General features: G+C 55.9%; 26 protein-coding genes. 13 read left to right on the plus strand and 13 right to left on the minus strand.

Going from position 1 to position 23,555, the window contains the following annotated elements; all coding sequences use genetic code 11:
- Both RT120_RS20915 and RT120_RS20920 read left to right on the plus strand, forming a co-directional pair.
- Positions 1–615 (plus strand): transketolase-like TK C-terminal-containing protein (locus RT120_RS20915; RefSeq protein WP_312985716.1); only part of this gene is annotated, 615 nt, incomplete at its 5' end.
- 50 nt (positions 616–665) lie between these two features.
- Positions 666–1,409, plus strand: coding sequence for a phosphatase (locus tag RT120_RS20920; protein ID WP_312985718.1), 744 nt, complete (start codon positions 666–668; stop codon positions 1,407–1,409).
- On the opposite strand, the gene RT120_RS20925 is transcribed toward RT120_RS20920, so the two are convergent.
- The 6 genes from RT120_RS20925 to RT120_RS20950 form a co-directional block, all read right to left on the minus strand.
- A complete protein-coding gene (locus RT120_RS20925) occupies positions 1,396–1,782 on the minus strand; it encodes a PTS fructose transporter subunit IIB (RefSeq protein WP_312985720.1) in 387 nt (128 codons plus the stop codon). The two genes, RT120_RS20920 and RT120_RS20925, sit on opposite strands and share 14 nt — an antisense overlap.
- Positions 1,782–2,636, minus strand: coding sequence for an AraC family transcriptional regulator (locus tag RT120_RS20930; RefSeq protein ID WP_312985722.1), 855 nt, complete (start codon positions 2,634–2,636; stop codon positions 1,782–1,784). Before RT120_RS20930 ends, RT120_RS20925 begins: the two co-directional genes overlap by 1 nt.
- Before the next feature lie 16 nt (positions 2,637–2,652).
- Positions 2,653–3,672 carry a fructose-specific PTS transporter subunit EIIC gene (locus tag RT120_RS20935; RefSeq protein ID WP_312985724.1) on the minus strand — a complete coding sequence of 340 codons (1,020 nt, stop codon included), beginning with the start codon at positions 3,670–3,672 and terminating at the stop codon, positions 2,653–2,655.
- 27 nt (positions 3,673–3,699) lie between these two features.
- Entirely contained in the window at positions 3,700–5,244 is a 1,545-nt protein-coding gene (locus RT120_RS20940) for a PTS sugar transporter subunit IIA (protein WP_312985726.1), read from the minus strand.
- Between the two features lie 330 nt (positions 5,245–5,574).
- The gene (gene pyk / locus RT120_RS20945) at positions 5,575–7,017 is read right to left on the minus strand and encodes a pyruvate kinase (RefSeq protein WP_125291916.1); all 1,443 of its coding nucleotides are present in this window, start codon (positions 7,015–7,017) and stop codon (positions 5,575–5,577) included.
- 130 nt (positions 7,018–7,147) lie between these two features.
- Entirely contained in the window at positions 7,148–8,014 is an 867-nt protein-coding gene (locus tag RT120_RS20950) for a MurR/RpiR family transcriptional regulator (RefSeq protein WP_312985729.1), read from the minus strand.
- Between the two features lie 345 nt (positions 8,015–8,359).
- On the opposite strand from RT120_RS20950, the gene zwf reads away from it, so the two are divergent.
- From zwf to RT120_RS20965, 3 genes are all read left to right on the plus strand, one after another.
- On the plus strand, positions 8,360–9,835 hold the full coding sequence (gene zwf, locus RT120_RS20955) for a glucose-6-phosphate dehydrogenase (protein WP_312985731.1): 1,476 nt from the start codon (positions 8,360–8,362) through the stop codon (positions 9,833–9,835).
- A 225-nt stretch (positions 9,836–10,060) separates the two neighbouring features.
- A complete protein-coding gene (edd, locus tag RT120_RS20960) occupies positions 10,061–11,872 on the plus strand; it encodes a phosphogluconate dehydratase (RefSeq protein WP_312985733.1) in 1,812 nt (603 codons plus the stop codon).
- A gap of 39 nt (positions 11,873–11,911) precedes the next feature.
- The gene (locus RT120_RS20965) at positions 11,912–12,553 is read left to right on the plus strand and encodes a bifunctional 4-hydroxy-2-oxoglutarate aldolase/2-dehydro-3-deoxy-phosphogluconate aldolase (protein WP_002462902.1); all 642 of its coding nucleotides are present in this window, start codon (positions 11,912–11,914) and stop codon (positions 12,551–12,553) included.
- 44 nt (positions 12,554–12,597) lie between these two features.
- Here RT120_RS20965 and purT read toward each other — a convergent pair whose 3' ends face one another.
- The gene (gene purT, locus RT120_RS20970) at positions 12,598–13,776 is read right to left on the minus strand and encodes a formate-dependent phosphoribosylglycinamide formyltransferase (protein ID WP_312985735.1); all 1,179 of its coding nucleotides are present in this window, start codon (positions 13,774–13,776) and stop codon (positions 12,598–12,600) included.
- 130 nt (positions 13,777–13,906) lie between these two features.
- Between purT and RT120_RS20975 the strand changes: the two genes are divergently transcribed.
- The 4 genes from RT120_RS20975 (at position 13,907) to ptrB (ending at position 17,587) form a co-directional block, all read left to right on the plus strand.
- Complete coding sequence (locus RT120_RS20975; RefSeq protein ID WP_312985773.1) at positions 13,907–14,224, plus strand: YebG family protein; 318 nt, start codon at positions 13,907–13,909, stop codon at positions 14,222–14,224.
- 103 nt (positions 14,225–14,327) lie between these two features.
- Complete coding sequence (gene yebF, locus RT120_RS20980) at positions 14,328–14,672, plus strand: protein YebF (protein WP_312985775.1); 345 nt, start codon at positions 14,328–14,330, stop codon at positions 14,670–14,672.
- A gap of 115 nt (positions 14,673–14,787) precedes the next feature.
- On the plus strand, positions 14,788–15,444 hold the full coding sequence (locus RT120_RS20985; RefSeq protein WP_312985737.1) for a DUF533 domain-containing protein: 657 nt from the start codon (positions 14,788–14,790) through the stop codon (positions 15,442–15,444).
- Positions 15,445–15,526: 82 nt separating this feature from the next.
- Positions 15,527–17,587, plus strand: a complete 2,061-nt coding sequence (gene ptrB, locus RT120_RS20990; protein WP_312985739.1) for an oligopeptidase B — start codon at positions 15,527–15,529, stop codon at positions 17,585–17,587.
- Here the strand turns inward: ptrB and exoX are convergent.
- From exoX to RT120_RS21005, 3 genes are all read right to left on the minus strand, one after another.
- Complete coding sequence (gene exoX / locus RT120_RS20995; RefSeq protein ID WP_312985741.1) at positions 17,584–18,252, minus strand: exodeoxyribonuclease X; 669 nt, start codon at positions 18,250–18,252, stop codon at positions 17,584–17,586. The two genes, ptrB and exoX, sit on opposite strands and share 4 nt — an antisense overlap.
- A 23-nt stretch (positions 18,253–18,275) precedes the next feature.
- Positions 18,276–19,001 (minus strand): carbon-nitrogen hydrolase family protein, encoded by a 726-nt coding sequence (locus tag RT120_RS21000; RefSeq protein WP_312985743.1) that lies wholly within the window; start codon positions 18,999–19,001, stop codon positions 18,276–18,278.
- Between the two features lie 115 nt (positions 19,002–19,116).
- Positions 19,117–19,347, minus strand: coding sequence for a DNA polymerase III subunit theta (locus RT120_RS21005; protein WP_312985745.1), 231 nt, complete (start codon positions 19,345–19,347; stop codon positions 19,117–19,119).
- Positions 19,348–19,497: 150 nt separating this feature from the next.
- On the opposite strand from RT120_RS21005, the gene yobA reads away from it, so the two are divergent.
- The 3 genes from yobA to RT120_RS21020 are packed head-to-tail and all read left to right on the plus strand — an operon-like array spanning position 19,498 to position 21,113.
- Positions 19,498–19,872, plus strand: a complete 375-nt coding sequence (gene yobA / locus RT120_RS21010; RefSeq protein WP_312985747.1) for a CopC domain-containing protein YobA — start codon at positions 19,498–19,500, stop codon at positions 19,870–19,872.
- A gap of 1 nt (position 19,873) precedes the next feature.
- A complete protein-coding gene (gene copD, locus RT120_RS21015; RefSeq protein ID WP_312985749.1) occupies positions 19,874–20,749 on the plus strand; it encodes a copper homeostasis membrane protein CopD in 876 nt (291 codons plus the stop codon).
- Between the two features lie 25 nt (positions 20,750–20,774).
- Positions 20,775–21,113 (plus strand): YebY family protein, encoded by a 339-nt coding sequence (locus tag RT120_RS21020; RefSeq protein ID WP_312985751.1) that lies wholly within the window; start codon positions 20,775–20,777, stop codon positions 21,111–21,113.
- A gap of 661 nt (positions 21,114–21,774) precedes the next feature.
- On the opposite strand, the gene RT120_RS21025 is transcribed toward RT120_RS21020, so the two are convergent.
- Positions 21,775–22,200: a GNAT family N-acetyltransferase gene (locus tag RT120_RS21025; RefSeq protein ID WP_312985753.1), complete on the minus strand. Its 426-nt coding sequence runs from the start codon at positions 22,198–22,200 to the stop codon at positions 21,775–21,777.
- 63 nt (positions 22,201–22,263) lie between these two features.
- Between RT120_RS21025 and RT120_RS21030 the strand changes: the two genes are divergently transcribed.
- Positions 22,264–22,908, plus strand: a complete 645-nt coding sequence (locus tag RT120_RS21030; RefSeq protein ID WP_312985755.1) for a metallophosphoesterase — start codon at positions 22,264–22,266, stop codon at positions 22,906–22,908.
- Here RT120_RS21030 and RT120_RS21035 read toward each other — a convergent pair whose 3' ends face one another.
- Positions 22,909–23,100 (minus strand): YebW family protein, encoded by a 192-nt coding sequence (locus RT120_RS21035; RefSeq protein WP_183168938.1) that lies wholly within the window; start codon positions 23,098–23,100, stop codon positions 22,909–22,911. It lies immediately after the preceding gene.
- 107 nt (positions 23,101–23,207) lie between these two features.
- Positions 23,208–23,447 carry a YebV family protein gene (locus tag RT120_RS21040; RefSeq protein ID WP_125291932.1) on the minus strand — a complete coding sequence of 80 codons (240 nt, stop codon included), beginning with the start codon at positions 23,445–23,447 and terminating at the stop codon, positions 23,208–23,210.
- Positions 23,448–23,555 lie beyond the last annotated feature (108 nt).

Genomic DNA, 23,555 nt, shown 5'->3' on the forward strand with positions numbered 1-23,555 from the left:
CATGACTCCATCGGCCTGGGTGAAGACGGCCCGACCCACCAGCCGGTAGAGCAGATAGCATCGCTGCGCCTGACGCCGAATCTCAGCACCTGGCGGCCCTGCGACCAGGTTGAATCCGCCGTGGCATGGAAATACGCCGTGGCGCGTCAGGACGGCCCGACGGCGCTGATTTTTTCGCGCCAGAATCTGACCCAGCAGGAACGCACCTGGCAGCAAATCCAGGATATCTCACGCGGGGGCTATGTGCTCAGGGACTGCAACGGCCAGCCGCAGCTGATCCTGATCGCCACCGGCTCGGAAGTGGAACTGGCAGTAGAGGCCTGGGAACAGTTGGCTGAACAAGGCGTAAACGTTCGGGTGGTGTCGATGCCGTCTACAGACGCGTTCGACCAGCAGGACGCCGCCTGGCGCGAATCGGTGCTGCCGCAGGCCGTCACCGCGCGGGTGGCGGTTGAGGCGGGTATCACCGACTACTGGTACAAATACGTCGGCCTGAACGGCGCGGTTGTCGGTATGCATAGCTACGGCGAGTCTGCGCCAGCGGAACAGCTTTATGAGGCGTTCGGTATCACCGTGGACGCGGTGATCCAGCAGGCTAACGCGCTACTGGCCTGACTTTTACGGCCCCTCTCATTCGGGGCCGGTTTTACCCTGGAGGACTTACCATGTACCGCGTCGATCTGCATATGCACACCGTTGCCAGCACCCATGCCTACAGTACGGTTCAGGAATATATTGCTGCCGCCGCCCGCAAAAATCTCCGCCTGATTGCGATCACCGATCACGGCCCGGAAATGGTCGATGCGCCGCACGCGTTTCACTTTACCAATCAGCGCATTCTGCCGCGCGTGGTGGAAGGCGTCGGGATTTTGCGCGGCATTGAGGCCAATATCAAAGCCAACGGCGAAACCGACTGTAGTGATAAAATGCGCGCCGCGCTGGATCTCATCATCGCCGGATTCCATAAACAGGTGTTTGCGCCCGCCGATATCGTGGCCCATACCGATGCGCTGATCGCCGTTATCGCCAGCGGCAAGGTGCATATCATTAGCCATCCGGGCAATCCCGAATACCTGATTGATATTCCGGCGGTCGTTGAAGCGGCAAAAACCTATAACGTGGCGCTGGAGGTCAATAACGCCTCGTTTATGCACTCAAGAAAGGGGAGTGAGGCCAACTGCCGGAAAATCGTCAAGGCCGTGCGCGACAGCGGCGGGATGATCTCGCTGGGCACCGACGCCCACAGCGCGTTTTCGCTGGGTGACTTTAGCGCCTGCTGGCATGTGCTGGAAGAAACGGACTTCCCCGAGGCGCAAATCCTCAATGCCTCGCCGCGACGCGTACTGGAATTTCTTGAACAGCACGGCGGCGCGAGGATCGAGGAAATTTACGCACTTACAGGTCGATAACGGTGCCGCGCGGCAGGTTTAACGACTTGCGAATCGCCGAAATGACCTCTGTGGGTTTCAGCAACAGCGAGTTAATGCACACATTCAACACCCGGCAACCTTCAAAGCGCGACGGGTTGTCGATAGTGATGTCCGAGGCGATGATCACCAGCTCGGTATGAATAATATCTTTCTCGGTGATGGGATTCTTCAGCCCCAGCACGCCCTGGGTCTCAATCTTGATCGAGAAACGGTAGGCTTTCGCCAGCTTTTCCAACTGCTCGGCGGCCATATAAGTGTGCGCCACGCCGGTCGCGCAGGCGGTGACCGCCACGATTTGCAGGTTGCGATCGCTGGAGAAGGGCTGCACGTCTTCTTTTGTTATACGGGCCATTATTGGCTAGCTCCCTTGTTCTTACGCCGGTATTCAAGCGGCGTACAATCATTAATATCCCGGAACACCTTGCAGAAATAGTTGGTATCGGTGAAACCGCATTTCTCTGATATCTCATTGATTTTCAGGTTGGTATTGGTCAGCAGTGTTTTTGAACGCGAAATCCGGACTAACTTCAGGTACTCGTTAAATTTACTCTCTGATTCGCGGGAAAACAGCCGCGACAAATAACCGGGGGAAATATTAAAGGTCTCCGCAACGCTCTCCCGGTTGATCTCCATCTGGTAATGCGTGTCGAGATGGCTTTTGATCTCATCCAGCAGCGAGAAGGTGCCCTTGTGGTTGTTCATCCCCTCGGTGATCTGGTACAGCAGATCGTTGAGCAGCGCATAAACAACATGGGCAAACGTTTCGCCGGTTTGATCCTGCGCCCATGCCAGCGATTCCGCCAGTTCCAGCAGCCGGTCACGCACCGTACTGCTGGAGTTTTGCAGGTTAAACTTTTCCACTTCTTTAAAGCGGGTGCCGTCCCAGTTGCTGATGCTGAAACCCACATCCTGTTTCCAGAAAACGATCGACATACAGATCACCGGGCTTTCCCACTGGGGGGAGTTCCAGCTATTGGCGGGGATATAGGTAATTGTTCCCACCGGCCGGGTGCATTTAATCACGCGGTCAGTGCCTTTGGGCAGCAGCATCGTCAGCGCGCCTTTCACCACCAGCTCAATGCGCGGAACGTGGAGGTGATAAGCCATCGCTGGCGGCTGCGCGTTGCCGCTGGCCACCAGCACACTCTCCGTGGTGGAGCACTGGGTGCTGAACTCGCTTAAAATCGACTGGATAAATGCGCCCATTCGCTGACTGCTCCCGTTACTCTTGTGGTTTGATCACGGTTTTCAGCACCTTCACCATTACCGCAGTGGTAACGGTACCGGCGATCACCGAGACGATGTAGCCAAAATGGTTGCCCACCACCGGCAGCACGATAAGCCCGCCCCAGGGCGCGGCATTGGTGGCACCGAACCACAGCGACAGCACCGCCGCCACCGCGCTGCCGGTCATGATCGCCGGGATAACCCGTACCGGGTCAGCGGCGGCAAACGGGATAGCGCCCTCGGTGATACCCATCACGCCCATAATTACCGCCGGTTTCCCGGCTTCACGCTCAACGTCATTAAAAATGCCTTTGAATAAAAAGGTCGCCAGCGCCAGCCCCAGCGGCGGCGTGCAGTCGGCTGCCGCCACGGCCGCCATCAGTTGTGGGTTGGTGGAGATCAGGGCGACGGCAAAAAAGAAGGCGGTTTTGTTGAGTGGGCCGCCCATATCGACGGCGATCATGCAGCCTAAAATGGTGCCGAGAATGATAAACGACGCCCCCTGCATGTTGCCCAGCCACGCGCTCAGCCACTTCATCAGCCCGGCAACCGGGTCGCCGATAATGTAGTAAACCGCCATCCCGGTGATAAAGGTCCCGACCAGCGGAATAATAAAAATCGGCAGCATCATCCTGAGAAAGCCCGGAACGTTTAACCGCGCGATCAGGCTCAGCAGCAGCCAGACAATCAGCCCGGCAATGATGCCAGCCAGCATCCCGCCTAAGAATCCGGCCCCCATCTGGTACGCCATCAGCCCGCCAATTGCGCCGGGGGCAAGGCCGGGTTTATCCACCATCGACCAGGCGATAAACCCGGCGAGGATGGGAATAAACAGCGTCAGCCCGGCGAGACCGATTTGCGACATCGCCTTCAGGAAGCCGCTGTCAGGAATGGCGGCATGGTCGTTAAACATCACTGCCAGCGCCAACAGCACGCCGCCCGCCACCACAAAGGGGATCATGTATGACACGCCGGTCATAAAATGTCGTTTGGTGTTTTTTAATTGTTTTAACATTTCCGCCTCGTTACCGGTGTCGGCGCGCTAGAGCGCCAGCGCGTTAAAAATCAGCTGGTACAGCGCGGCTGGCGTTGCGGTCTTCTGGATCTGCGCAACGAATTCATCATCCATCAGCAGCCGCGCAAGGGTAGAAAAGTACTTCATATGTTCGTTGCGCGCCGCAGACCGGCTGATGGTCAGCATAAATACCGTGTCCACCTGCACATCGCCCCAGGCCACCGGCTGGCTGAGGGCGGCGACGCTGATGGTGGAGGCGTTAATGGCGTCGGTTTGCGCATGAGGAATAGCAAACCCGGAGCCGACGACGGTGGGGAAGGGCACTTCCCTGGCCCAGATATCCTGGCAAAGCGCCTCCCGCGAATCGGTACGCTGGAGCAGCCACAAATTGTCCACCATCTTTTTAATCACTTCGTTTTTATCCTGCGCGTCCAGACCCCACTGGATCACGTCCGGCGTAATTAATGCGCGATCGGTAAGCGGCTGGCGCGTTTGCCGCAGCACCTGAGTCTCATGGCGGTAATAGCGCAGGACTTTTTCACCCGCGTCGGCAATCAAAATCCCCGGTTCGCCATCCAGCACCATGTCGCGCGGCGCGGTAAAATCGATCGCTGAAAAATCGATATCCGCCAGCGTCGGGATGCCCATCGAACGTGCCAGGATTGCGGTGTGTGAGGTTTTACCGGTTGATGCCAGCACCAGCCCCGCCAGATGCTGTTTATCGATGGCGATAAACTGGCTGGGCGTCAGGGTGGTGGCGAACAGGAGCGACGGCTGGGTCAGCGCCAGATGTGGCTGCATCAACGATGGCGCGCCGTACAGGGCGCTCAGCAGTTGGGTGGCAATATCCAGAATATCCAGCGTTCGCTCCTGGATATAGTGGCTGGCGGAGCGCTCAAACACAGCGCTGAAATCCCGCGCGGCGGAAATAATCGCCGACCACCCGTTCATGCGGTTATCGATATGGTCGACCATCGCGTCCCAAAATGCGCGGTCGGTAATGTACGCCAGGTGGGCTTCCGTCAGGTCGCGCGCAATGCCGTGGGTGGTGCCCAGCGCCGCTTCCAGTTCCATGCGCAGCGCGTTCAACCCCTCGCTTAGCCGCCGCTTTTCGTTATCTGGCGTGTCGAGATCGCCAGGGTTGCGCGCCATCAGCTCATCAAACGTCAATCCCTGCATCACCACGGGCCTGGCAATGGCGATACCGGCGCTGACGCGGGTGCCTTGCAGGTAGTCGGGGTGCAGCTCCTGTAAACAGCGGGGGAGAACACCGGTCATGGGGCCGCTGGCGGGTTCCAGAACGGCGGCGAAAACGGGCAGGTTTTTTAGCAGTTCAATAAGCTGGGCTGCGGCGGCCGGCGCGTCGGGTCCTTCAAGCGTTATTCGGCAGTTATCGCCCGGTAAGGTATCGGTGGCTACCAGCGACAGTGCGCTTTTGGCGCTGCCATCCAGCCCGGAACGGCGGTTATGCCAGCGGATATCGGCCTGAAATGCGTTGCACAAACGCGCGATATGCCCGGCTGGCCTGGCGTGGATGCCCTCGCTGAGTTCGCATTGCCAGGTTATCTCCATATTATTTGACTCCTGAAGCCCGCCGGGGCTGTTGATCAAAGGCGTTGCCTCTATCTTTCACGGTTCCGTTCAGGGTTTGTATAGCAAAAAAGAGACATTTTCTTAAAAATAGTGACCTGATTGTGAATTTGTGACATTTGTCATATTCATGTCACAACGATGATAGTCACAGGCCGTTGTTTTCACGGCATTTTGACAGACGTCCCGCAGGGATGAAATTTGCGATGTGGGTCACAAATTTTAAGTGTGGTAAGCAATGAGGCCGACAATTCGTTGAAATAAAAAAGGGCTTCCTTTTCAGGAAGCCCTAACGTTTAGCGAAGGTTTTGATTATTCAACCGTCAGGATACGGGTGGTGTTAGTGCTGCCGATAGTACCCATCACGTCGCCCTGGGTGACGATAACCAGGTCGCCGGAAACCAGATAGCCTTTATCACGCAGCAAGGTGACCGCGTCGTGCGCCGCCGCTACGCCTTCGTTTTCGCTGTCGAAGTACACCGGGGTTACGCCGCGGTACAGCGCCGTCAGGTTCAGGGTGTGCTCATGGCGAGACATAGCGAAAATTGGCAGGCCGGAGCTAATACGCGAGGTCATCAGCGCGGTACGGCCAGATTCGGTCATGGTCAGGATTGCGGTCACGCCTTTCAGGTGGTTCGCCGCGTACATGGCGGACATGGCGATCGCTTCTTCGACATTATCGAACTGTACATCCAGACGGTGTTTGGAGACGTTGATGCTCGGGATTTTTTCTGCGCCGAGGCACACGCGCGCCATCGCCGCCACGGTTTCCGCCGGGTACTGGCCCGCGGCGGTTTCCGCAGACAGCATCACCGCATCGGTGCCATCGAGCACGGCGTTTGCCACGTCCATCACTTCCGCACGGGTCGGCATCGGGTTCGTGATCATCGACTCCATCATCTGGGTGGCGGTGATCACCGCGCGGTTCAGCTTACGGGCGCGGCGGATCAGGGTTTTCTGGATACCCACCAGCTCCGGGTCGCCGATTTCTACGCCCAGGTCGCCACGGGCAACCATCACCACGTCAGACGCGTTGATGATATCGTCCATCGCGTCCAGATCGCATACCGCTTCCGCACGTTCCACTTTGGCGACGATTTTCGCATTACAGCCCGCGTCACGTGCTAAACGGCGCGCATAGTTCAGGTCTTCGCCGCAGCGCGGGAAGGAGACCGCCAGATAATCCACCCCGATCTGTGCGGCAGTGAGGATATCGGCTTTGTCTTTTTCAGTCAGCGCTTCAGCCGACAGGCCGCCGCCGAGTTTGTTGATGCCCTTGTTGTTGGACAGCGGGCCACCAACGGTGACTTCGGTAAACACTTTCATGCCCTGGACTTCCAGGACTTTTAACTGCACGCGACCATCGTCGAGCAGCAGGATGTCGCCCGGCACCACGTCAGCGGGCAGGCCTTTGTAGTCGATACCGACTTTTTCTTTATCGCCTTCACCTTTACCCAGGTTGGCGTCGAGCAGGAATTTGTCGCCGATATTGAGGAATACTTTGCCTTCTTTGAAGGTCGATACACGAATTTTAGGGCCCTGGAGGTCACCCAGGATGGCGACGTGACGACCCAGTTTGGCCGCGATTTCGCGGACTTTATCTGCACGTAATTTGTGGTCTTCAGGAGTGCCGTGGGAGAAATTCATTCGTACAACGTTAGCGCCGGCGGTAATCACCTTTTCCAGGTTATTGTCACGATCCGTTGCCGGGCCTAACGTGGTAACGATTTTGGTTCTGCGAAGCCGTCTGGACATGTAATACTCCGTTGACTGAAACAACTTTGGTGTTGCGTGAACATAAACTCGGCAGGCGGGCACGCCAGCTGGCGCAGCCAAAACCCTGGCCGAATGGTTTTATAAGTACAGCTTTCTTATCTCAACAAGGCTATTTGTTGTCAGGAACGTACAGTTCCTTATCAAACCGCGATTCCTTCAACGCTTCCTTGACTCGCTTCAAGTTATCCCTGAATTTCGCCCCGCGCCGCAACGTGAAACCGGTTGCAAGCACGTCAATCAACGTAAGCTGGGCCAAACGGGATACCATCGGCATGTAAATATCCGTATCTTCTGGAACATCCAGCAATAATGCAAGTGTCGCTTCCCGGGCAAGGGGCGTGCCGACGGAGGTAATCGCTAACACCATGGCATCGTTTTCACGCGCCAACTGCGCCAGTTCCACCAGATTTTTAGTGCGCCCGGTATGGGAAATCAGCACCACCACATCGTCGGCGCTACAATTCATACAGCTCATGCGTTGTACCACGATGTCATCGGAATAGATCACCGGTACATTGAAGCGGAAAAATTTGTTCATGGCGTCGTGAGCCACCGCCGCTGACGAACCGAGCCCGAAAAAGGCAATGCGTTTTGCCTGGGTGAGCAGGTCTACCGCGCGGTTGACCGCGTTCATATCCAGCGATTGGCGCACGTGATCGAGGCTCGCCATGGCAGATTCGAAAATTTTCCCGGTATAGGCTTCAACGCTATCATCTTCATCGACGTTGCGGTTCACATACGGGGTGCCGTTCGCCAGACTTTGCGCCAGATGGAGTTTAAAATCGGGGAAACCTTTGGTGTCAAGGCTACGGCAGAATCGGTTGACCGTCGGCTCGCTTACGTCGGCAATGTTCGCCAGACGGGCGATACTGAGGTGAATGGCCCGCGAGGGAGAGGTGAGGATCACTTCAGCGACTTTGCGTTCAGATTTGCTTAATTGTTCCAGTTGCGACTGGATTTTTTCCAGCATATTCATGATTTATCATTAACTCATGGAAAAAAGCGATTTCTAAAAGTGATGAAACCGGAAAGCGAATTAGCAAGAATATACTCCTGAGCACTCACGGGAAGAGACAAATGACCAAAAATGTCGTTGTTTTTTTTCATACCTTGATCCGTGTCTGATTTTGTTAAGCGGTTTCATTGTGTAAAAACAGAGCAGGATGCAGGCACCATACGGAAAAAGCGGCACGCCAAAACCCGGTATAGTGGCGTTAACGCAGAAAGGTTTCAGAAACCGGTTAAAAGCAGTAGAGTGCGGTGTAAGAAAATTACAGATAGCCTGGCTCAGAACCAGGATCATTCAAACGAGGAGAATGACATGGCGGTAACGCAAACAGCCCAGGCATGTGACCTGGTCATTTTCGGCGCAAAGGGCGACCTGGCGCGTCGAAAACTGCTGCCTTCACTGTACCAGCTGGAAAAAGCAGGCCAAATCCATCCTGACACTCGCATTCTTGGGGTTGGCCGCGCGGACTGGGATAAAGAGACCTATACCAAAATCGTTCGTGAAGCGTTAGAAACCTTCATGAAAGAGAAGATCAACGAAGGACTCTGGGACAAACTCAGCAGCCGCCTCGACTTCTGCAATCTCGACGTTAATGATACCGCCGCGTTTACCCGTCTCGGCAAACTGCTTGACCAGCAAAACCGCGTCACCATTAATTACTTTGCCATGCCGCCAAGCACTTTCGGCGCAATCTGCAAAGGGCTGGGCGAAGCCAAACTCAACGCCAAACCGGCGCGCGTAGTGATGGAAAAACCGCTCGGCACCTCGCTGGACACCTCCCGCGAAATTAATGACCAGGTGGGCGAGTATTTTGAAGAGTGCCAGGTTTACCGTATCGACCACTATCTGGGAAAAGAGACGGTGCTCAACCTGCTGGCGCTGCGCTTCGCCAATTCCCTGTTCGCCAATAACTGGGACAACCGCACCATCGATCACGTGGAAATTACCGTGGCGGAAGAGGTGGGCATTGAAGGACGCTGGGGGTATTTCGACCAGGCGGGCCAGATGCGCGATATGATCCAGAACCACCTGCTGCAAATCCTGTGCATGATTGCCATGTCGCCGCCGTCCGACCTGACTGCGGACCATATCCGCGATGAAAAAGTGAAAGTGCTGCAATCCCTGCGCCGCATCGACCGCAGCAATGTACGTGAAAAAACCGTGCGCGGGCAGTACACCGCAGGCTTTGCCCAGGGCCAGAAAGTGCCGGGCTATCTGGAAGAAGAGGGCGCCAACAAATCCAGCAGCACCGAGACCTTCGTGGCCATCCGCGTGGACATCGACAACTGGCGTTGGGCGGGCGTGCCGTTCTATCTGCGTACCGGCAAGCGTTTACCGACCAAATGTTCTGAAGTCGTCGTTTACTTCAAGAACCCGGCGCTGAACCTGTTCAAAGACTCCTGGCAGGATCTCCCGCAGAACAAACTGACCATTCGTCTGCAACCGGATGAGGGTGTAGATATTCAGATCCTCAATAAAGTGCCTGGCCTGGATCACAAGCACAACCTGCAAACCACCAAGCTGGACCTGAGCTACTCGGAGACTTTCAACGAGTCGCATCTGGCGGACGCCTACGAGCGCCTGTTGCTGGAAACCATGCGTGGTATCCAGGCGCTGTTCGTGCGTCGCGATGAAGTGGAAGAGGCGTGGAAATGGGTTGACTCTATTACTGAAGCCTGGGCCGCCGATAACGACGCGCCGAAACCGTATCAGGCAGGCACCTGGGGCCCGGTGGCATCAGTGGCGATGATCACCCGCGATGGCCGCTCCTGGAATGAGTTCGAATAACCGGGAACCCTCATCCTTAAGGGTTATTTTACCGGTAACATGATCTGCGGCATCAGGTTTATACTTTTTTGCATTTTAAAGCCCCGTGCGGATTCACCCACGGGGCTTTTTTATTTACACTGACTGAAACGATTATGCCCTTGCCGGGCCTGTCCGCCGTTAATCAGCCGTAACGGAAAGGTGAATAAATCAGGCCCCCTATGCAAATAAATGATGAGGACCGTTATGAATCCAGAAATGTTACGGGTAACAAATCGCATTGTCGCGCGCTCGAAAGCCACCCGCGAAGCCTACCTCTCCCGCATCGAGGCAGCGAAGTCCAAAACCGTGCATCGCGCCGAGTTAGCCTGCGGCAACCTGGCCCACGGCTTCGCCGCCTGCCAGCCGGAAGATAAAGCCGCGCTCAAGAGTATGCTGCGTAACAATATCGGCATCATAACGTCCTACAACGATATGCTTTCCGCCCATCAGCCGTACGAGACCTATCCCGACCAAATCCGCAAAGCGCTGCACTCGGTTAATGCCGTCGGCCAGGTGGCGGGCGGTGTCCCGGCCATGTGCGATGGGGTCACTCAGGGGCAGGACGGGATGGAGCTTTCCCTGCTGAGCCGCGAAGTGATTGCCATGTCCGCTGCCGTGGGCTTGTCGCACAATATGTTCGACGGTGCACTGTTCCTCGGCGTGTGCGATAAAATCGTCCCGGGCCTGGCGATGGCGGCGCTGTCGTTTGGTCATCTGCCGTCGGTGTTTGTGCCGTCTGGCCCGATGGCGAGCGGGCTGCCTAATAAAGAAAAAGTGCGCATCCGCCAGCTTTACGCTGAAGGAAAAGTCGATCGCATGGCGTTGCTGGAGTCGGAAGCGGCGTCGTATCACGCACCGGGCACCTGTACGTTTTACGGCACCGCCAACACCAACCAGATGGTGGTGGAATTTATGGGCATGCAATTGCCGGGTTCGTCTTTTGTTCAGCCGGATGCGCCGCTGCGTGAAGCGTTGACCGCTGCGGCGGCCCGCCAGGTGACGCGTCTGACCGGTAACGGCAATAGCTGGATGCCGCTTGGTAAAATGATCGACGAAAAAGTGGTGGTCAACGGTATCGTCGCGCTTTTGGCGACCGGCGGCTCGACCAACCACACCATGCACCTGGTGGCGATGGCGCGGGCGGCGGGCATTATCATTAACTGGGATGATTTCTCCGATCTTTCCGCCGTGGTGCCGCTGCTGGCGCGTCTGTATCCCAACGGCCCGGCGGACATCAACCATTTCCAGGCGGCGGGCGGTGTACCGGTGCTGATGCGCGAACTGCTGAAAGGCGGCTTACTGCACGAAGATGTGGAAACCGTAGTGGGCCACGGCTTAAAACGCTATACCCTCGAACCCTGGCTGAACAATGGCGAACTGCAATGGCGCGACGGCGCAGCAGCCTCGCTGGATAACGACGTGATTGCCAGCATCGACAAACCGTTCTCCGCCCACGGCGGTACGAAAGTGCTGAGCGGCAATCTGGGCCGCGCGGTGATGAAAACCTCCGCCGTCCCGCTGGAATACCAGATTATCGAAGCGCCAGCGGTAGTGTTTGAGAGCCAGCATGACGTATTGCCTGCGTTCGAAGCGGGCCTTCTGGAGAAAGATTGCGTAGTAGTGGTGCGCCATCAGGGGCCAAAAGCTAACGGGATGCCAGAATTACATAAACTTATGCCTCCGCTTGGTGTATTATTGGACCGCCGTTTCAAAATTGCGTTAGTGACCGATGGCCGCCTCTCCGGCGCGTCCGGCAAAGTGCCTTCTGCCATCCATGTCACGCCAGAAGCTTATGACGGCGGCTTGCTGGCGAAAGTACGCAATGGCGACCCGATCCGCGTAAACGGACAAACGGGCGAGCTGACGCTGCTGGTCGATGAAGCGGAACTGGCCCAACGCGCGCCGTTCCAGCCGGACCTTAGCCCGCAACGCGTGGGCACCGGCCGTGAGATGTTCGGCGCATTGCGCGAGAATTTGTCCGGCGCCGAGCAGGGCGCAACCTGTATTCGTTTTTAAAGGCTTCACTGAATTCACTATGGCGAGAGAGATGCTCTGATGAAAAGCTGGAAAACTAGTGCTGAACAGATCCTGAAATCCGGTCCGGTTGTGCCGGTAATTGTGATTAACAAACTGGAACATGCCGTACCGCTGGCGAAAGCGCTGATTGCAGGCGGTGTGCGCGTGCTGGAAGTGACCCTGCGTACTCCCTGTGCCATGGACGCTATCCGCGCCATCGCTAAAGAAGTGCCGGACGCGATTATCGGTGCGGGCACCGTGATCAACGCGGCTCAACTGGCGGAAGTGACTGAAGCGGGTGCGCAGTTCGCCATCAGCCCGGGTCTGACCGAGCCGTTGCTGAAAGCCGCAACCGAAGGCTCCATCCCGTTGATCCCGGGTATCAGCACCGTTTCTGAACTGATGCTGGGTATGGATTACGGCCTGAAAGAGTTCAAATTCTTCCCGGCAGAAGCCAACGGCGGTACTAAAGCGCTACAGGCCATTGCTGGCCCGTTCTCTCAGGTGCGTTTCTGCCCGACCGGCGGCATCACCCCGGCTAACTATCGTGATTACCTGGCGCTGAAAAGCGTGCTGTGCATCGGCGGCTCCTGGCTGGTACCGGCAGACGCGATGGAAGCGGGCGACTGGGATCGCATCACTAAACTGGCGCGCGAAGCAGTAGAAGGCGCGCAGCAGTAATTGACAGACGTGAAGTAGGCAGGCGCAAGCCTGCCTTTGTTGTTTTAGCCTTCTACCTGCACTGCCGACGCTGCGGCTGTAGCGCATTCGATGGCGGTTTCAACATCGTCTGCGCAGGCCAGCGCCACGCCCAGACGGCGCGATCCCTGAATATCCGGCTTGCCAAATAACCGTACCTGCACCCCGGCACCCACGGCGGCGTCAATATTGCTAAAACGCACGTTATCGCTGGTCAGCTGCGGCAGGATCACCGCCGATGCGGCAGGGCCGTACTGACGAATGCCGCCCACGGGCAAGCCTAAAAACGCGCGCACATGCAGGGCGAACTCTGACAGATCCTGGCTGATCAGCGTCACCATGCCGGTATCGTGCGGGCGGGGCGACACTTCGCTAAACACCACCTCATCGCCGCAGACAAACAGCTCGACCCCGAACAGGCCATAGCCGCCTAATGCCAGCACCACTTTTTCCGCCACGTCCTGGGCGCGCTTCAGCGCCCGTTCGCTCATCTGCTGCGGCTGCCAGGATTCGCGATAATCGCCGTCTTGCTGGCGATGGCCCACCGGCGCGCAGAAGTGCACGCCGTCCACGGCGCTCACGGTCAGCAGGGTGATTTCAAAATCAAAATTCACCACCCCTTCTACGATCACTTTTCCAGCCCCGGCGCGGCCACCCTGTTGGGCGTACTGCCATGCGTCCGCCAGTTGTTCCCGCTGGCAAATAAAGCTTTGTCCCTTGCCGGAGGAGCTCATCACCGGCTTCACAATGCACGGCAGGCCGATCTCGTCCACCGCCGTCAGGAAATCGCTTTCGCTATCGGCAAAGCGGTAGTCCGATGTCGGCAGGCCCAGCTCTTCTGCCGCCAGGCGGCGAATGCCTTCGCGGTTCATGGTGAGTTTAGCGGCGCGGGCGCAGGGTACAACGCGCTGGCCCTGCTGCTCTAATTCAATCAGCGTATCGGTGGCGATAGCTTCAATTTCCGGCACGATGAAGTCAGGATTTTCCTGCTCGACCAGCGCTTTCAACGCCGCGGCATCCAGCATGTTTATGGCGTAACTGCGATGGGCGACATGCATGGCCGGGGCGTTGGGATATCTGTCTACGGCGATCACTTCAAGACCGAGCCTCTGGCATTCAATCGCCACTTCTTTGCCTAATTCCCCTGAGCCGAGCAGCATCACGCGGGTGGCTGCCGGGCGAAGCGCGGTTCCTACTGTCAACATAACGAGATTCCTGGACCAAAAAAGAGGCCGCCAGTATATACGAAAACGATTGCGCAGGCAGGTGCGCGATTTTGATTTTTCTTTCAGGCTCTGATATACTGTATGCATATCCAGTTAAAGAGGCATCATGATGGCTGTTGAAATTCACTACGTTGTGGTCAGGGAAGGGAAAGAGAAAATGTCTTTTGCCAACAAAAAAGAAGCCGACGCATACGACAAAATGCTCGACTTAGCACAGACCCTTGAGTCCTGGCTGCAAAGCGCGCCGGTAAACCTTGAGGAAACCCAGCTCGAGCCACTGTCGCTGTGGCTGGCTGAACACAAAGATACCCTGGCGCAGGTTCTGCGTACCGGGCAAATGCCGCAGGAAGGCGCAACCGACGTAAAGCCGGACGCCGACCCGAAAGTGGAAGCGATCGCCAGCGGGCGTAAATCGAAAGCGGCATAAGCCCGTCGGTTCAGCTGCACTTTTCACCGGGACACGCGCCATCATCCCTTGCGCTTCGGTTGTTTTGTACCAGGCTTTCTGTGGTATTAACAACGGAGGGCATCTGATGAAAAAAGGGTTACTGGCGCTGGTGGCGCTATTTTCCGTGGGGCTCCATGCCGCGCCCCAGGAATCTCGCAATGTGAAGTTTACCGGCTGTGAAGGGTTGGATGCGCAAGGTATTTCAGCCAGCGTGAAACGCGACTATCTCCAGAACCGCATTGCCCGCTGGGCAGACGACCAGGAAAAACTCGGCCAGGCCGATCCGGTCGCCTGGGTCAATCCTGAAGCCGTGAAAGGCGGCGATGATAAATGGACCGTTCCCCTGACGGTACGCGGCATGCGAGCCGACATTCATTACACTGTGCAAGTTGATTGCAAAAAACAGACGGCAGAATACCGTCCTTAATCACGCGCAAGGGCCTGGCCCTTGCCGATTATTTTCCTTTCCTTAGCCTGTCCCCACACTTCTTGACATCCCTTCGCTTACGCTCACAAGTGAGACTTTTACTGTGGGAGTACATATGGCGAACTGGCTTAAACATCTTCAGTCACTGTTGGGGGAACAGGGTAAAGGGTTATCGCAGGGGCAAGGGTTATCGAAACTGCTTAGCCCTGGCGCGTTGGGTGGCCTGGCAGGGCTGCTGGTGGCAAATAAATCGTCACGTAAGCTGCTGGCGAAATTCGGTGGCGGCGCGCTGCTCGCTGGCGGCGGTGCGGTAGCCGGCACGGTATTGTGGAATAAATACCAGGACCGCATCCGGGCAGCCCATCAAGATCAACCTCAGTACGGCCAACAGGCGTCGCCCATTGATAAGCGAACCGAACGGTTAATTCTGGCTCTGGTGTTCGCCGCGAAAAGCGATGGACATATTGACGACGAGGAGCGTCAGGCGATTGACCAACATCTGCACGATGCCGGTATCGAAGACGAAGGCCGCGCATTCGTTGAACAGGCCCTCGATCAACCCCTCGATCCGGCGCGTCTTGCCGAGGGGATCCAGAATGAAGAAGAGGCGCTGGAGCTCTATTTTCTCAGCTGTGCCGCCATCAACGCCGATCACTTTATGGAGCGCAGCTACCTGAACGCGTTGGGCGATGCACTGGGCATTCCCGAAGATGTGCGCGCCGACGTGGAGCGCGATATCGCGGTCAGCAAACGCGACGTTTCACCAGGATAACGCCTGGTTTGGTGGCGTTACGCTTGCAAGGCGCGGGGTTTTTGCCAACCTTATAAGGGTGTTAACCTAAAAGTTGAGCGTTATGCCACCAAAAGCAAAAGCAGTACCTCACACCATGACCCTGCATGGCGATACGCGTACCGATAATTATTACTGGCTGCGCGATGATGACCGGTCCGATCCTGAAGTGCTTGAGTATCTCCACCAGGAGAACGATTACGGGCGGCGGGTCATGGCCAGCCAGCAGGCGCTGGAAGAACAGTTACTCAAAGAGATGATTGCGCGCATTCCGCAGCGCGATGCATCTGCGCCTTACGTTAAAAACGGCTATCGCTACCGCCAGTTTTACGATGTGGGGTGTGAGTATCCGATTTATCAGCGCCAGTCGGTGATGTCATCAGAATGGGACCCCTGGGACGTGTTGCTGGATGCCAACCAGCGTGCGTCGCACAGCGAGTTTTATACCCTGGGCGCACTGGCAATTACCCCGGATAACACCGCGATGGTGCTGGCGGAGGATTACCTGTCCCGTCGCCAGTACGGGCTGCGCTTTCGCAATCTGGAAACCGGCAACTGGTATCCGGAGCTGATTGAGCATGTCGCGCCTGAAGTGGCCTGGGCCAACGATTCCCGCACCCTTTATTACGTCAAAAAGCACGCCAAAACGTTACTCCCGTATCAGGTGTGGCGGCATACCGTAGGGACGCCATCCAGCGAGGATGAGTTGATCTACGAAGAACGCGATGAAACGTTCTACGTAAGCCTGTACAAAACCACCTCGCAGCATTTCATCAATATTTTTCTCTCCAGCGCGACCACCAGCGAAGTGTGGCTGCTGGACGCGGAGCTGGCAGACGCGGAGCCCAGCTGTTTCCTGAAGCGGCGTAAAGACCACGAGTATTCCGTGGATCACTACCAGCACCGTTTCTATATGCGTTCCAACCGTGACGGTAAAAACTTCGGGCTATATCGCAGTACGGTGCGTAAGGAGGAAAAATGGGAAACGCTGATCCCCGCGCGCGAGCACATTATGCTGGAGGGCTTCACGCTGTTCACCGACTGGCTGGTGGTGGAAGAGCGCCAGCGCGGCCTGACCAGCCTGCGGCAAATCAACCGTAAAACACGCGAAGTAACCGGTATCGCGTTCGACGACCCGGCTTATGTGACCTGGCTTGCTTATAACCCGGAGCCGGAAACGGCGAAATTACGCTACGGCTATTCCTCCATGACCACGCCGGATACATTATTTGAACTGGATATGGATACCGGCGAGCGCCGGGTGCTGAAACAAACCGAAATCGACGGTTTTGATTCAGCCAATTACCGCAGCGAGCATTTATGGATCAAGGCGCGCGATGGGGTAGAAGTCCCGGTATCGCTGGTCTATCACAAAAAGCACTTCCAGCGCGGCGCCAATCCGCTGCTGGTGTACGGCTATGGTTCGTACGGCAGTTGTATGGATGCCGATTTCAGCTCCAGCCGCCTCAGCCTGCTCGATCGCGGCTTCGTCTACGCTATCGCCCATATCCGAGGCGGCGGCGAACTGGGACAGCAGTGGTATGAGGCCGGTAAGTTTCTGAATAAGAAAAATACCTTTACCGATTATATCGACGTGTGCGAAGCGCTGCTCGCGCAAGGTTATGGCGATCCGCGCTACTTATTCGGCATGGGCGGCAGCGCGGGCGGCATGTTGATTGGCGCGGCGATTAATCTGCGCCCGGACCTGTTTCACGGCGCTATCGCCCAGGTGCCGTTTGTTGATGTGGTCACTACCATGCTGGACGAGTCGATCCCGCTGACCACCGGGGAATTTGAGGAGTGGGGCAATCCGCAGGACGAAACCTACTACCACTATATGAAGAGCTACAGTCCTTACGACCAGGTCACGCATCAGAAATACCCGCATTTGCTGGTCACCACCGGGCTGCATGATTCCCAGGTTCAGTACTGGGAGCCGGCGAAATGGGTCGCAAAACTGCGGGAATATAAAACCGATGACAGCCTGCTGCTGTTGTGTACCGAGATGGATTCCGGCCACGGCGGCAAATCAGGACGATTCAAATCCTACGAAGGCGTGGCGCTGGAGTTTTCATTTTTAATCGGGTTAACGCAGGGGACGCTGGGCGCGAAAGCGGGGCATTAATCCTCCCCGAGGTAGTGTTTCAGCGTCAGGCGCAGTTGCGGGGTCATCTCTTTAATGTTCTTGAGCATCCAGCGCAGATAGCCGGGATCGCGCTCAGCAATATCGCTTACTGACTCGCCGCGGTATTTGCCGAACGTAAACGTGGTCATCAGGGTCGGGCGACCGGTAATGGTGACCATTTCCTCTGGCGTCCAGTGAGTTTCCTGCATGATATCCAGCAATAACGCGGCAGTGATGTAGCAATCATACAGCGCGCGGTGATGGTGCAAATCGGGCGGCGTATCAACCTCTAAACGGCGCGCTTTATACAGTCCCATATTGCTGTATTTAATGCCGGGCCAGTTCCACAGACGGCGCGCCATCTTCATGGTGCAAATCCACTCGCCGCCCATGTCAGGCAGCATCCGGCTATCAAAATCGGCATTGTGCGCAACATAAAACGCGCTGCCGAGGTAGTTGGGCAACACGAATTCCAGTTCCGGTTTATCCGCGACCATCGCTTCAGTAATACGATGGATTGCCATGGCTTGATGGCTGATAGGACGATCCGGGCGCACCAGGTCGCTCATCGGGTTAACGATTTGGCCGTCAACAATATCCACCGAAGCGATTTCCACCACTCCGCCCTGTAACCCGCAGGTTTCCGTATCGATCACTCGCAGCATGTCAGACTCTCTTAACTAAAGTGCTAGCGTAATGGAATGACCTCGCCGTGCCAACCGTTGTCTTTGCGGCGGGCGACAACCAGCAGTTCTCCCGCTTCGGCGCGGACGATAAGCTGGCCTTGTTCATCCCAGCAGGCGCTGCGGCCCACGGCAGGTTGGTTATCGGGTGCGCCCGCAGGGTTTACCTGCAATACGGCGATATGATTTTCAAAGGCGCAATACTGCATATCGACTACTTCAGCGTTCCATGAGAGTTCGGAAATAAAGTGCCCGCACATATACAAGCTGGCTTCTTTGCGCGTCCACACATCTTCAGGTTGCGAATGGTTTATGGCAAGGGCGATCCGCTGCGAACCGGTGCCGATGATCCTGTCGTGCAGTATCGGTAAACCCTGTATTTCGCGCAGAGGTTGCGTAGGGGGTGGCAGGCACAACTGGCGCGTTCCATCAGGCAGGAAAATCAAACCTGCGGATAACGTCCCCTCCGGCGTGGCCAGAGACAACCCCGCGATAATCGTCATCCTGTGCCGTTGTGCCGCCAGACAAACAGGCTCGAAAAGCGGCGAATCGGCGCGCGCTGGTGACGAATCAGGTGAAGGAAACCCGGTCAGGGAAAACTCCGGGAACAGTAAAACCTCGATCCGTTCACTGGCGGCGGTGGCAATAAACTTCAGATGGTGTGAAACATTCGCGGCTACGTTATCAGGATGCGGCGCGTATTGCGCGGCGGCAACATTCCATGTTGGCATAATGGCTCCCTTGCAGATGAATTCGCTATATTTCTCTCAAACACTTGGAGAATGTAGTGACTGGTGCAGAAATATTAGCATTTACATTGTAAGGAAGCGTAACGGACCGTAAGGCTTATTTCGATTTTGGTTCCCAGGGCATCCGGGACAGATTTACGGAGGCCAGCCGATGCGCGATCAGACGCTCGCGAAAATAGCCGCGTAACGCTTCAGGCTGCTCGCGCTCGACGGCTTCGGCAATGATCGGCATGTTATAGCGCTCTTTAAACGCCACGCCCGCCGCAGCCAAATCAACGTTCACTTTATCCATTTCTTCCTGGGGAAGTTGAGCAAGATTGTGCTTCATAGATGACTCCTGTTGTAACTGGCGGAAAGGTACTTGCTCATCGCCTGGATGACAAGTGTTTCTGTGTCGTGACGTGCCATGCTGACTCGACTTAAGGGGGCTGCGAGGTTATTCTTTGCGCCACAGACATAACGAAAAGGAATGATTTATATGGCTTTCACCGCATCTCGTCTTCTTTGCGCCCTTACCGTTACTGCGTCACTGGTCGCCGCGCCTGCTGTCTGGGCCCATGCGCATCTTAAGCACCAGTATCCGGCGGCGGATGCCGTCATGGATTCCGCGCCCCAGGCGTTGACGCTAAATTTTTCGGAAGGGATCGAACCGGCATTCAGTGGCATTACCCTGACAGGGCCGGAAAAGCAAAAGCTGGAAACCGGCAAAGCCAAACTGGCGGCAGATGACAATAAACAGCTAATTGTGCCGTTAAGCGCCCAGTTACCTGCGGGGCAATATCAGGTCGACTGGCATGTCGTGTCGGTGGATGGGCATAAAACCAAAGGCAGCTACCATTTTAGCGTGAAATAACATGCTGGTTGCCACCTGGGTTACGCTGCGGTTCATTCATTTTGCAGCGTTAATACTGGCGCTGGGCTGTGCAATCAGCACCTGCTGGCTGGCTCCCGGCGCGTTTAAGCCCGTGCTGGCGCGACGGGTTTGGCGGGGGTGGCGCGTTGCGCTGGTCGCCAGCCTGGCGAGCGCGACGTTAATGCTCGGCATCCAGGGCGGAATGATGGCGGAGGGCTGGGCGGATGTGGTTTCGCCCGCTATCTGGCGGGCGGTGTTAACCACGCAGTTTGGCGGCGTCTGGCTATGGCAAATCATTCTCAGCGTCATCTCGCTGATGGTGTTACTGCTCAGGCCTTACCGGGTTGGCGCACTGCTGATGGTGCTGCTCATCGGCCAGGTTGTCCTGCTGGCGGGGGTAGGGCACGCGGTGATGGCGGAAGGCGCGCGCGGCGCGTTCCAGCAAATTAATCATGCTATCCACCTGCTTTCCGCCGCCTGGTGGATGGGGGGATTACTGCCATTATTAGTGTGCATGCGGCTGGCGCAGAAGCCGCGCTGGCGGGAGAGCGCAATTCTCGCCATGATGCGCTTTTCACGTTATGGTCACCTTGCCGTCGCGTTAGCGATCCTTACAGGGATCGTCAACACGCTGCTGATTGCCGGTTGGCCCTGGCCTGTAGAGACCCGATATCTGGTCATGCTGTGGGTGAAAGCCGCCTTAGTGGCGATGATGGTAGCGATTGCGTTATATAACCGCTACGCGCTGGTGCCGCGCTTTAGCCAGACAGCGGGCACGGCGCAACGACGGTTTATCACCCTAACCAAAATAGAATGGATCTTGAGCTTACTGGTGGTGGCCTGCGTCAGCCTGTTCGCAACCTGGGAGCCTGTTTAACCGTGATTTTGTATGCGAGTTTACGATGAAAAAAACAGTACTTTCACTGCTATTACTGGCCTGCGCGGGAACGGCTGCCGCTGCGCCGCAGATTATTACGGTAAGCCGTTTCGAGATGGGCAAAGATAACTGGGCGTTTAACCGCGAAGAGGTGATGCTGACTTGCCGTCCGGGCAACGCGCTGTTCGTGATTAATCCTGCCACGCTGATGCAATACCCGATCAATGACGAAGCGATGGCGCAGGTCAAAGCCGGCAAAACTACGGGGCAGCCAATTAGCGTGATCCAGGTAGACGACCCGGCGAAGCCTGGCGAGAAAAAGAGCCTGGCACCGTTTATCGAGAAAGCCAAAACGCTCTGTTAACCGCAACCGGGCATAAAAAAACCGCAGATCCGTGGAGCACGGGCTGCGGTTTTTTATTAAGTGATTACGTTACGTGAGGAATTTTTTTGGGCCACTTTTGTCGCGGACTGGAAAACCTGACATCGTAATCTATTCTTAAAGGGCAAGGCGATTTCAGCCTGCATTAATGCCAACTTTTAGCGCACGGCTCTCTCCCAAGAGCCATTTCCCTGGACCGAATACAGGAATCGTATTCGGTCTTTTTTTATCCCTTTGATTCATAAGCTTGTTGCGACGTCGCCTCCGTCCGTGGCAAATTTCGCTGCCTGTGAATGCCATAAACCATACCACAGACAACCCCGGCAGCGTCCAGAGCTTTTTTGTCCTGTTTAAGAATCTTAAGTTAAATGCTACCAGTAAGTTTCTAAAGGGTGATGGGCTGGCTCCGTCAGCAAATAATCTGGAATCTGGATCAAATAACAAAAATTTGGCTTAGCGGTCAGCTTGATCGGAATTATCTGATGGGCTAGAGTGCGATTTATCCCTTACAGAGCTAACGCCATACTGATGAGCGCCGGAGATAAGCGCCGGAAGGGACATAAAAAAGCCTGCAAAAAGCAGGCTTTTTTATGTTTTGAGAGTGTCCATACGCCAGATGGGTGCTTATAAGTTCCGGTAACCGTCAAAAACGCTTCATAAAATGGATTTTCTGCCGTTCGGCATCATCGCCCGTTACCGCTGTAATCTGGTAACCGTGACGAATCAACAGGATTAACATCGCCGGATAACGGTTCATACTTTTCACGCTTATTTCGCTGCCTCCCTGTGCCATAACGCGCTGTTCAAGCGCTTTAAGCAGAAACGCGCCGATGCCCTGACGGCGAAAAGCGGGCTTGACGCCACCCAGCCAGTAATAAAAGTGCCGGGGCGTAACCCAGTACCCTAAGGCGTATCCCGCGTCCTGCTGTTCACGTTGCGCCGCCAGCGCGAGGACGTTTTTTCCCTGCGTCCTCCTCTTAATCTCCCCGGCGCTTTCCATCGGAAACAGTTCAGGGATCTGCTGGTGGAGCAGAACAATCTCTTCATCGCTGACAGAGCGTATGCGCATCGAACTTCCTTTCAGACTGCTATGTGTACGCACACTATACTTTAGCTATTCACAGGAGGAGAGATGTATCAACGTATTGAGGCCAGCGAATGGCGGGCTATCTATATCGTGGGCGATTTACACGGTTGCCTGCGACAGTTTGCCCGGGCATTACGCGAGGCACATTTCGACCCGTGGCAGGATTTGGTGATAAGCGTCGGCGATCTCATCGACCGCGGGGACAACAGTCCGGGCTGCCTGGCATTAACCGAGCGGCGCTGGTTCCGCTGCGTGTTAGGTAATCATGAAGCCATGGCGTTGGATGCGCTGGAATCGGGCGATTACGCCTTATGGTATCTCAACGGTGGCAACTGGTTCACCACGCTTAACAGCGCGGCGCGTAAGCGCGTCGAGGCGCAACTGCAACGGCTGCGCGATTTCCCGCTAATTATTGAATTGCAACGTGCCGGCCAGCGAATTGTGGTCGCCCACGCGGATTATCCCGCTGACCAGTATGCCTGGCAGCAGCCGGTGAAGCGCACACCGGTTCTCTGGAGCCGGGAACGGTTATCGCGGTGTATCAAAGGACGTGATGCGTCAATCAGCGGGGCGGATGCGTTTTACTTTGGACATACACCGTTAAATGACTGTCTTGATTGCGGGAACCTGCACTATATCGACACCGGTGCTGTCTTCGGCAATCGGCTGACCTTACTGCGGGTCCAGTAGCTAAAAATCGCTGTACTCCTGGGCAGGGGTCCAGAAGCCATCAATAAAATCTTCCACCGGGAAACAGCCGCCGTGCCGCAGCCGTTGTTCATCCATCGCGCGCATACACTGTTGTTCAGTATTAAAAACGTCAACGACGATATCGTTACAGCCACCGTCCAGATAACAAACAAATAAAACCAGTGCGAACATCGCATCCCCAATGTTAAAACGTTTAGAGTAATTGTAGGGGACAGGGCGCGAAGGGCAAACCAAACGGGGAAGAATAACCCGTCTCAGGCGACGGGCTCATGTCGGGATCAGGCAAAACGCATCACCCAGGCATCAGAATTTTCGTCATAGTGTTTACGATAAAGGACAGAGTGTTCGCCGTTAAGTACCGCCGGAATGCTGGTTTCCGCATCCCATGCATCAAGCTGCATGCACAGATCCGGGTCAGATTTACACGGGATAGTTAAAGTACGTTCACCCGGTTGCTCGCCGCTCAGTTCCGCATCATCGATCTCAAAGGTGCCGATTTTAACGCTGGTCTTAGTCATAGTGCTCTCCATCATCATTACAGGGCAGGTGGTACGACCAGTAAAGTCGCCATTTTTTAGCCTGGACAAGGAACAGCAAAAGCGCAAGTTTATCGCGATTATTTTTTA

Origin of the sequence: Atlantibacter sp., assembly GCF_032062175.1 — a bacterium.
Classification (GTDB): Bacteria; Pseudomonadota; Gammaproteobacteria; order Enterobacterales; family Enterobacteriaceae; genus Atlantibacter.

What these genes read in the sequence shown, in the direction of transcription:
- RT120_RS20935 (WP_312985724.1), bottom strand. Translation starts at nt 3,672, where the DNA reads ATGTTAAAACAATTAAAAAACACCAAACGACATTTTATGACCGGCGTG.
- copD (WP_312985749.1), top strand. Translation starts at nt 19,874, where the DNA reads ATGCTGGTTGCCACCTGGGTTACGCTGCGGTTCATTCATTTTGCAGCG.
- RT120_RS20965 (WP_002462902.1), top strand. Translation starts at nt 11,912, where the DNA reads ATGAAAAGCTGGAAAACTAGTGCTGAACAGATCCTGAAATCCGGTCCG.
- RT120_RS20985 (WP_312985737.1), top strand. Translation starts at nt 14,788, where the DNA reads ATGGCGAACTGGCTTAAACATCTTCAGTCACTGTTGGGGGAACAGGGT.
- zwf (WP_312985731.1), top strand. Translation starts at nt 8,360, where the DNA reads ATGGCGGTAACGCAAACAGCCCAGGCATGTGACCTGGTCATTTTCGGC.
- edd (WP_312985733.1), top strand. Translation starts at nt 10,061, where the DNA reads ATGAATCCAGAAATGTTACGGGTAACAAATCGCATTGTCGCGCGCTCG.
- RT120_RS21020 (WP_312985751.1), top strand. Translation starts at nt 20,775, where the DNA reads ATGAAAAAAACAGTACTTTCACTGCTATTACTGGCCTGCGCGGGAACG.
- purT (WP_312985735.1), bottom strand. Translation starts at nt 13,776, where the DNA reads ATGTTGACAGTAGGAACCGCGCTTCGCCCGGCAGCCACCCGCGTGATG.
- pyk (WP_125291916.1), bottom strand. Translation starts at nt 7,017, where the DNA reads ATGTCCAGACGGCTTCGCAGAACCAAAATCGTTACCACGTTAGGCCCG.
- RT120_RS20925 (WP_312985720.1), bottom strand. Translation starts at nt 1,782, where the DNA reads ATGGCCCGTATAACAAAAGAAGACGTGCAGCCCTTCTCCAGCGATCGC.
- ptrB (WP_312985739.1), top strand. Translation starts at nt 15,527, where the DNA reads ATGCCACCAAAAGCAAAAGCAGTACCTCACACCATGACCCTGCATGGC.
- RT120_RS20940 (WP_312985726.1), bottom strand. Translation starts at nt 5,244, where the DNA reads ATGGAGATAACCTGGCAATGCGAACTCAGCGAGGGCATCCACGCCAGG.
- RT120_RS21000 (WP_312985743.1), bottom strand. Translation starts at nt 19,001, where the DNA reads ATGCCAACATGGAATGTTGCCGCCGCGCAATACGCGCCGCATCCTGAT.
- RT120_RS21030 (WP_312985755.1), top strand. Translation starts at nt 22,264, where the DNA reads ATGTATCAACGTATTGAGGCCAGCGAATGGCGGGCTATCTATATCGTG.
- RT120_RS21040 (WP_125291932.1), bottom strand. Translation starts at nt 23,447, where the DNA reads ATGACTAAGACCAGCGTTAAAATCGGCACCTTTGAGATCGATGATGCG.
- RT120_RS21025 (WP_312985753.1), bottom strand. Translation starts at nt 22,200, where the DNA reads ATGCGCATACGCTCTGTCAGCGATGAAGAGATTGTTCTGCTCCACCAG.
- RT120_RS20950 (WP_312985729.1), bottom strand. Translation starts at nt 8,014, where the DNA reads ATGAATATGCTGGAAAAAATCCAGTCGCAACTGGAACAATTAAGCAAA.
- RT120_RS20930 (WP_312985722.1), bottom strand. Translation starts at nt 2,636, where the DNA reads ATGGGCGCATTTATCCAGTCGATTTTAAGCGAGTTCAGCACCCAGTGC.
- RT120_RS21005 (WP_312985745.1), bottom strand. Translation starts at nt 19,347, where the DNA reads ATGAAGCACAATCTTGCTCAACTTCCCCAGGAAGAAATGGATAAAGTG.
- exoX (WP_312985741.1), bottom strand. Translation starts at nt 18,252, where the DNA reads ATGCTGCGAGTGATCGATACGGAAACCTGCGGGTTACAGGGCGGAGTG.
- RT120_RS21035 (WP_183168938.1), bottom strand. Translation starts at nt 23,100, where the DNA reads ATGTTCGCACTGGTTTTATTTGTTTGTTATCTGGACGGTGGCTGTAAC.
- RT120_RS20975 (WP_312985773.1), top strand. Translation starts at nt 13,907, where the DNA reads ATGGCTGTTGAAATTCACTACGTTGTGGTCAGGGAAGGGAAAGAGAAA.
- yobA (WP_312985747.1), top strand. Translation starts at nt 19,498, where the DNA reads ATGGCTTTCACCGCATCTCGTCTTCTTTGCGCCCTTACCGTTACTGCG.
- RT120_RS20920 (WP_312985718.1), top strand. Translation starts at nt 666, where the DNA reads ATGTACCGCGTCGATCTGCATATGCACACCGTTGCCAGCACCCATGCC.